This is a genomic window from Corynebacterium gottingense (assembly GCF_007559235.1).
GTDB lineage: Bacteria > Actinomycetota > Actinomycetes > Mycobacteriales > Mycobacteriaceae > Corynebacterium > Corynebacterium gottingense.
Map to the genome: position 1 here is coordinate 36,158 of NZ_VMHH01000013.1, position 8,169 is coordinate 44,326.

General features: G+C 63.6%; 8 protein-coding genes. 7 read left to right on the top strand and 1 reads right to left on the bottom strand.

Going from position 1 to position 8,169, the window contains the following annotated elements:
- Positions 1–60 precede the first annotated feature (60 nt).
- The 7 genes from FPH17_RS11010 (at position 61) to tyrS (ending at position 7,741) form a co-directional block, all read left to right on the top strand.
- Positions 61–1,281 (top strand): argininosuccinate synthase, encoded by a 1,221-nt coding sequence (locus tag FPH17_RS11010; RefSeq protein ID WP_154880569.1) that lies wholly within the window; start codon positions 61–63, stop codon positions 1,279–1,281.
- 2 nt (positions 1,282–1,283) lie between these two features.
- Positions 1,284–2,720, top strand: coding sequence for an argininosuccinate lyase (argH, locus tag FPH17_RS11015; protein ID WP_154880571.1), 1,437 nt, complete (start codon positions 1,284–1,286; stop codon positions 2,718–2,720).
- A gap of 56 nt (positions 2,721–2,776) precedes the next feature.
- Positions 2,777–3,943, top strand: a complete 1,167-nt coding sequence (locus FPH17_RS11020; RefSeq protein ID WP_154880572.1) for a hypothetical protein — start codon at positions 2,777–2,779, stop codon at positions 3,941–3,943.
- A complete protein-coding gene (locus FPH17_RS11025; protein WP_154880574.1) occupies positions 3,940–5,568 on the top strand; it encodes an extracellular solute-binding protein in 1,629 nt (542 codons plus the stop codon). Before FPH17_RS11020 ends, FPH17_RS11025 begins: the two co-directional genes overlap by 4 nt.
- Positions 5,555–6,220: a hypothetical protein gene (locus FPH17_RS11030; protein ID WP_154880576.1), complete on the top strand. Its 666-nt coding sequence runs from the start codon at positions 5,555–5,557 to the stop codon at positions 6,218–6,220. Before FPH17_RS11025 ends, FPH17_RS11030 begins: the two co-directional genes overlap by 14 nt.
- A gap of 10 nt (positions 6,221–6,230) precedes the next feature.
- A complete protein-coding gene (locus FPH17_RS11035) occupies positions 6,231–6,407 on the top strand; it encodes a Trm112 family protein (protein WP_095278855.1) in 177 nt (58 codons plus the stop codon).
- Positions 6,408–6,475: 68 nt separating this feature from the next.
- Positions 6,476–7,741, top strand: a complete 1,266-nt coding sequence (gene tyrS / locus FPH17_RS11040) for a tyrosine--tRNA ligase (RefSeq protein WP_154880578.1) — start codon at positions 6,476–6,478, stop codon at positions 7,739–7,741.
- Between the two features lie 13 nt (positions 7,742–7,754).
- Here tyrS and FPH17_RS11045 read toward each other — a convergent pair.
- A partial coding sequence (locus tag FPH17_RS11045; protein WP_208722083.1) for a hypothetical protein occupies positions 7,755–8,169 on the bottom strand: 415 nt, incomplete at its 5' end.

Sequence of the window (8,169 nt, forward strand, 5' to 3'; positions counted from 1 at the left end):
CAGTAACCGGGTGTGTCACAACTTGAACAACCTCGAACACTATTGAAGGAGCTACTTCTCATGAGCAATCGCGTCGTACTCGCATACTCCGGCGGTCTGGACACCTCCGTCGCCATTTCCTACCTGGGCGAAATGCTTGATGCCGACGTCGTCGCCGTCGCCCTCGACCTGGGCCAGGGCGGCGAGGACATGGAGTCCGTCCGCCAGCGCGCCCTGGACTGCGGCGCCGTCGAGTCCATCGTCGTCGACGCGAAGGACGAGTTCGCTGAGGACTACTGCCTGCCCACCATCAAAGCGAACGGTATGTACCAGGGCGAGTACCCGCTGGTTTCTGCGATTTCGCGCCCGCTGATTGTCAAGCACCTGGTGAAGGCCGCCCAGGAGCACGGCGGCACCCACGTCGCCCACGGCTGCACGGGCAAGGGCAACGACCAGGTCCGCTTCGAGGTCGGTTTCCTCAACCAAGACCCCGAGTTGGAGATTGTGGCCCCGGCTCGCGACTTCGCCTGGACGCGCGATAAGGCAATCGAGTACGCCGAGGGCAAGGACCTGCCGATCGAGCAGTCAGCTGCGTCCCCGTTCTCCATCGACCAGAACGTGTGGGGCCGCGCCGTTGAGACCGGCTTCCTCGAGGACCTGTGGAACCCGCCGACAAAGGATCTCTACGCATACACCGAGGATCCGGCGATGGGCAACGCGCCGGACGAGGTCATCATCTCCTTCGAGGGCGGCAAGCCCGTTGCAATCGACGGCCGTAAGGTCACCGTGCTCGAGGCCATCGAGGAGCTCAACCGTCGCGCCGGCGCGCAGGGCATCGGCCGCCTGGACATGGTGGAGGACCGCCTGGTGGGCATCAAGTCCCGCGAGGTCTACGAGGCACCGGGCGCGGTTGCGCTGATCACCGCGCACAAGGCGCTTGAAGACGTCACCGTTGAGCGTGAGCTTGCGCGCTACAAGCGCCTGATCGACGCCCGCTGGTCCGAGGAGGTCTACGACGGCCTCTGGTTCGGCCCGCTGAAGCGCTCGCTCGACGCCTTCATCGACTCCACCCAGGAGCACGTCACCGGCGACATCCGCATGGAGCTGCACGCGGGCAAGGCGACCGTCAATGGCCGCCGCTCCAACCACTCCCTCTACGACTTCAACCTGGCCACCTACGACACCGGCGATACCTTCGACCAGACCCTGGCCAAGGGCTTCGTGCGCCTGCACGGCCTGTCATCCCAGATTGCCAACAAGCGCGACCGCGAGGCCGGCGCCCAGGAGAAGCAGGAAAAATAGCCATGGAACAGCACAAGACCAACGAAGGCGCGCTGTGGGGCGGCCGCTTCTCCGGCGGCCCCTCGGAAGCGATGTTCGCGCTCTCCGTGTCCACCCACTTTGACTGGGTCCTCGCACCCTACGACGTGCTCGCGTCCAAGGCGCACGCGAAGGTGCTCAACAAGGCAGGGCTGCTTTCCGACGCTGACCTGCACACCATGCTCGACGGTCTCGACCAGCTCGGGCGCGACGTGGCGGCCGGCTCCTTCGTCCCGGCCCCGACGGACGAGGACGTCCACGGCGCCATGGAGCGCGGACTGATCGAGCGGGTCGGCCCCGAGGTGGGCGGACGGCTGCGCGCAGGCCGTTCCCGCAACGACCAGGTCGCCGCGATGTTCCGCATGTGGTGCCGTGACGCGCTGCGCGGCGTGGCCGTCGAGGTCAGCGCGCTCATCGATGCGCTCGTCGACCAGGCCTCCGCGCACCCGGACGCGATCATGCCGGGCAAGACCCACTTCCAGGCGGCGCAGCCGATCCTGCTCGCGCACTCGCTGCTGGCGCACGCGCAGCCGCTGCTGCGCGATCTCGAGCGCATCCAAGACGCGGACATGCGCCTCGCTGTCTCGCCCTACGGCTCGGGCGCGCTGGCGGGCTCGTCGCTGCACCTGGACCCTGAAGCGATCGCGGCCGAGCTCGGTTTCGACTCCGCATCCGACAACTCGCTGGACGGCACCGCCTCGCGCGACTTCGCAGCGGAGACCGCCTACGTGCTCACACAGATCGCCGTGGATATTTCGCGGCTGTCCGAGGAGCTCATCGCGTGGTCGACCCCGGAGTTCGGCTACATCACGCTTGACGACGCCTGGTCGACCGGGTCCTCGATCATGCCGCAGAAGAAGAACCCGGACGTGCCGGAGCTAGCTCGCGGCAAGACGGGCCGTCTCCTGGGCAACCTGACCGGCCTGCTCGCCACGCTGAAAGCGATGCCGCTGGCGTACAACCGCGACCTGCAGGAGGACAAGGAGCCGGTGATCGATTCGGTCAACCAGCTGCGGGTGTTGCTGCCCGCGATGACCGGGCTCGTCTCCACGCTCGTATTCCACGAGGACCGCATGCGCGAGCTCGCGCCCGCCGGCTTCACGCTGGCGACGGACCTCGCGGAGTGGATGGTGCGCCAGGGTGTGCCGTTCCGCGAAGCGCACGAGGCGTCGGGCGCGTGTGTGCGCATCGCCGAGGAGCGTGGTGTGGACCTCATCGATTTGACGGATGAGGAGCTGGTGGGCGTCGATAAGCGACTGACCCCCGAGGTCCGTGAAGTCCTCACGATCGATGGGGCCGTGGCATCCCGCGATACCCGGGGCGGCACCGCCAAGGTGCGCGTGGATGAGCAGCGGCAACGCGTTTCCGAGGCGAACGCGGCATTCCGTGCGTGGGCGGAGGCGCCGGTGCGGGGCGCGTAACCTCGGCATTGGCGCAATGACCTGCGCCACAACCGCGCAGAGCTTATGCTGGGTGCATGAGCGACACCAACGGAGGGAAGCGGTCTTTCTCTGCAATAGTCTCGATCATCATCGCGGTTGTGCTCATCGTGATGATCGGGCTTGCGCTGAGCGATGCCCGCGGCGAGAACAACGCGATACGCTGGCTGAACTTCGGAGGCGGCGACGGTGGTGGTGCCGGAACCACCACCGTAGAGGGAATTATCGGCTCGGAGAAGCGCGACTACTTCGAGGACCCGGAAGTCAGCAACCGGCTCGCGGAGCTCGGCTACACCGTGAAGTTTTCCACTGCGGGCTCGCGTCAAATCGCGACGAACACTGACCTGGACAAGCAGGACTTTGTCTTCCCGTCGTCCGGGCCGGCAGCCCAAAAGGTGAAGAGCCAGGGCGGCAGCTACTCGGTGGACTACCCGTTTTTTACCCCGATGGCTATCGCCACCTGGCAGCCGATCGTGGACCTGCTCGAGCAGGAGGGCGTGGTGCGCAACACGGGCGACGGCTACGCCTTTGACATGGGCGCATACATCAAGCTCGCGGAAAGTGGGAAGCGGTGGCGCGACCTCGGCGACACTTTCCCGTCCCCGCGCCAGGTGCAGGTGAGCACGACGGACATTCGCACCTCAAACTCCGCTGCCATGTACCTCTCGCTGCTGACCTGGCAGTTTGAGCAGGAAAATCCGGGGATGAGTACCGAGGAACTGGTGGACAAGATTTCGCCGTTCTTCGTGGGGCAGGGGTACTCGGAGTCGTCTTCATCCGCGCCTTTCCGCGACTACCTGAGCCAGGGCATGGGCTCGACGCCGCTGGTCCTGGTCTACGAGGCCCAGTTCCTTGGCGAGCAGATGAAGGACAACTCGCGCGTTCGCGACGACATGGTCCTCCTGCGCCTCGAGCCGACCGTGGTGGCAAACCACGGCATCGTCGGCATCTCGGACAAGGGCAAGGAGTTCGGCCACCTGCTGAGTACTGATCCGGAATTGCAGCGGCTCGCTGCGAAGCACGGTTTCCGCCCGGCTGAGAGCGGCTCGCTCGCGGACGAGCTCCAAGCGCACGGACTGCCCGGGCCGTCCGACTACGTCAACAGCGTCGACCCACCGACCTTCGATCGCCTCGAGCAGCTTCTCGACGCCGTCGGGCAACGCTACAGCGGACAACCACCAGCCAATGAGGAGGCCACCCTATGAAGAAACTACTTGCCGTTCTTTCAGCGCTGTTCATGGTGACTGTAACCGCCGGCTGCATGAGCCTCGGCGGTGAATCAGGTGGCCTGGGAGGATCGGGTGGGTCCGGCGGTGGTGGTGACGCATCGCTGCACATTCTCGCCGCGACCGAGCTGAAGGATCTTGAACCGTTGATCCAACAGGCGGCTGATGACCTAGGTATGGACATCCGCGTGAGCTACGACGGAGGCACCCTGGAGAACTCACAGGGCCTGAAGGACGGCGGGTACGACGGCACGTACGACGCCACCTGGTTTGCCACCAACCGCTACGCGGACCTGATCGGCGCCTCTGACGCGCTGGCGGACCAGTACCCGTTGGCCAATTCCCCGATCGCGCTTGGAGTTCGCAGCGATCTGGCGCAACAGAAGGGTTGGGTGGATAGCCCGCCGACCTGGGATGACCTCGTTGCCGCTGCCGATGCCGGCGAGCTGTCCTTCGGAATGACCGACCCCACGGCGTCGAACTCCGGCTTTTCCACGGTGGTCTCCGCCGCGACGGCGCTGGCCGATACCGGGCTCGCGCTGACGGAGGAGGACATCAACCGGGTTGCCCCGCAGCTGCAAACCTTCTTTTCCTCCCAGACGATTTCGTCTGGCTCCTCCGGCTGGCTCGCGGACACGTTTGCGCAGGATCCGACGAAGGCGGACGCGATCTTCAACTATGAGTCGACGCTCTACCAGTTGAAGAACGCGGGGCAGGACATCGAGGTGGTGGTCCCCGCCGACGGAACCATCACCGCGGATTACCCGCTCAGTGCGCTCAAGCACCCGCAGAATACGGGCTCGGGTGAGGCGGTCCGTGAGCTTGCGGATTGGTTCCAGGAACACCAGCAAGAGGTGGCGGATACGTACCGGCGCCCGGTGCAGGGCGTCGATACTCTGCCCGCTGAGCTCGCGCGGCACACTCCGATCGAGCTGCCGTTCCCGGCCACGGAGAACGTCACGACGCAGCTGCTGGACCAGTACAACGGAGAGTTCCGCATGCCCGGCCAATCAACATTCCTGCTGGACACCTCAGGCTCGATGGAGGGCGAGCGCCTGGCGTCGCTGAAGCGGATCATGCACGAGCTCATCGGCGGCACTGCTGCTACGTCGACCGGTGATGTCTCCTTCCGCGACAGGGAAAACGTCGAGCTCCTGCCGTTCAATGATGCACTGGAGGAAGGCGCCTCGAGCGTTATTGCTGATGCGGACCCTGCGTCCCGCGAACACCTTGACGCCTTTGTGAACAACCTCGAGCCGGGCGGGTACACCGCGACCTACGCCGCGCTTGAGCAGGTGCTTACCCAGCAAGCTGCGGCGAAGGCGAAGAGCGAGTCGACGCAGGACCAGAACGAGAAGACCCGGACGCCCACGGTCGTGCTCCTGTCCGACGGGCAGGCGACCGCCGAACCGTTCTACGATCAGTTCGTTGCGGACTACGGGCAGCATCCCGAATGGTCTGGTATCCCGGTCTTTGTGATCCTGTACGGTGAAGCGAACCGGGGCGAGATGGAGCAGTTGGCTCAGCTCACCGGCGGTAAGGTATTCGACGCCCAGAACGGCGACTTGGCCGAGACGTTTAAGGAGATCCGTGGCTACCAGTAAATGGGACTATTTCGCCTCGCCGAAAAACCAGGTCGGCATGATCGCGGCCGCGGTCACCACCGGGGCGTTCGCCGTCTTCGGCCTGGTGGGGGCGCTCGGAGTGATTCCCTGGGCGGTCGCCGCCGGAGTCGCGTACGGAGCGGGCGCGTTGCTCACGCCGTCGAATAGTCAAAAGGCGCTCCCGGCGGCTGAGACGACCTCGACTGAGTCCATGATTGATGAGTCAATCAAGGAAAACTTGGCCAAACTGCACCGGGCAAACGTGCCACCGCCGGTGTACAACGAGGCGATGAAGCTGCAGTCGGTCACCCGCTTCGTGCTCTCGCAGTGGGAGAGCCTGACGCCGACGCCCGAACACCAGCAGACCGTGTACAATGTGTCAAAGGTCTACCTCCCCGAGGTTGTCGACACCTACCTCAAGGCGCCCCAGTACCGCGGGCGCGAGGCGTCGATGCGCTGCATCGATTCGCTGCGCACGATGTACGACGCGGTGAACCGCGTCAAGCAAGGCATCCTTGACAACAACCTCCGCGCCCTGGATTCGCAGGCTTCGTACCTCAAGGAGGCGCTGCAGGGGCCCGTTTCGCTTGACGACGCCACCGTTGACCCTCCCTCCGATCCCGACACGTCGGGGACGAGCCCGTACAAGTAGGATGATCCCCATGAGTCTCGATCCGAAACTCCTTGACGTCCTGGCCTGCCCGAAGGACAAGGGCCCACTGACGTACAAGGAAGACGAACAGCTGCTGGTCAACGAGCGCCTCAACATCGCGTATCGCATCGACGACGGGATCCCGGTGCTCCTTATCGACGAAGCCGAGCCCTATCCCGCAGCCTAAGACCTCACCGCATCAGCTGAATTCAACTACCCGAGACGACTGCGCATTTCCACGCGCGAAGGACACCGATGAGCACAAACATTGTTGAAGAACTCGAATGGCGCGGACTGATCAACCAGTCCACCGACCTGGATGCACTGCGCGCCGCGACGGAATCGCCGATCAGCCTGTACTGCGGCTTCGACCCGACGGGCCCGTCGCTGCACGCCGGCCACCTGGTGCCGTTGCTCATGCTGCGGCGCTTCCAGGAGGCGGGGCACCGACCGATCGTGCTAGCAGGCGGCGCCACCGGCATGATTGGTGATCCCCGCGACGTAGGGGAGCGGACCATGAACTCCTCCGACACGGTTGCGGATTGGGCTGGACGTATCAGCGGTCAGCTCAAGCGATTCGTCTCCTTTGAGGGTGAGAACGGCGCGTTGTTGGTGAACAACAACGACTGGACGAAGGACATGTCAGTCATCGACTTCCTCCGCGACGTGGGCAAGCATTTCTCCCTGTCCACGATGCTTGGCCGCGACACGGTGAAGCGCCGCCTGGAAAACGACGGCATCTCGTACACCGAGTTTTCCTACATGCTGCTGCAGGCGAATGACTACGTGCAGCTTCGTCGCAACCACGACTGCGTGTTGCAGGTTGGTGGAGGTGACCAGTGGGGCAACCTTGTCGCTGGTGTGGACTTGAACCGTCGCATGGACGGCGAGCAGGTGCACGCGCTGACGGTGCCGCTGGTCACCGACTCCGAGGGTAAGAAGTTTGGCAAGTCCACTGGCGGCGGCTCGCTGTGGCTCGATCCCGAGATGACCAGCCCGTACAAGTGGTACCAGTACTTTGTGAATACCGCTGATGCCGACGTGATCCGCTACCTGCGCTGGTTTACGTTCCTGGACCAGGAAGAACTCGATCGCCTTGAGGTTGAGGTGGAGGAGCGACCGTTCAAGCGTGAGGCTCAAAAGCGTCTTGCGCAGGAGATGACGGACCTCATTCACGGCCGCGAAGCGCGCGAAGCTGTTGAGCTGGCTTCGCAGGCGCTGTTCGGGCGGGCGGAACTGACTGACCTGGACGAGAAGACGCTCGCCTCCGCGGTTTCGGAGACCCAGGTGTTCGAGTTCAGCGATGCGGAGACCACCATTGTTGACCTGCTCATTGGGGCAGGCCTTGCCGATTCGAAGGGCGCTGCCCGTCGCTCGATCAAGGAGGGTGGCATCTACGTGAACAACGAGCGGGTGGCAACCGAGGAATGGAAGCCCGGAAGTGACGACTTGCTGCACGGCGCGTGGCTGGTCCTCCGCCGCGGAAAGAAGAACTTCGCCGGTGCCAAGAAGGTGGGATAGCTCCTCACCGCTATCAACCGCCATCAGCTTTCGTGTAAGCGAGCTGTTGGCGGTTTTCGTTTGCCCAAAAACCTGTTGTGTGCTGGGGATTTGCGTGTTTGTGTTGTTCGTGGTTAAGTATTTCCTCGTTGCCGAGAGCGAGTGAGTCGCTCGGAGGGAACGAAATAATTTCACAGTGTTGCGGGCTTGGTTGCTTGAGTTTGGTTGAGGTTTTACTCGATTTTGACTTTTGTTTACCTTGTGTGTAACGTTGTTTTCCGCTGCCGAGCACTGATTGGTTGTGTTTGACTGGTTGGTCTGGTGTGCGTGTGTTGTTTGAGAACTCGATAGTGTGCCAATGTACTTTTGTTTGTGGATTGGTTGCGTGCCTGTGTTGTGCTGGCTGCACGTTTGGTGTGGTTGGTGTGTGCCGGTGGCGCTGCTTGTGA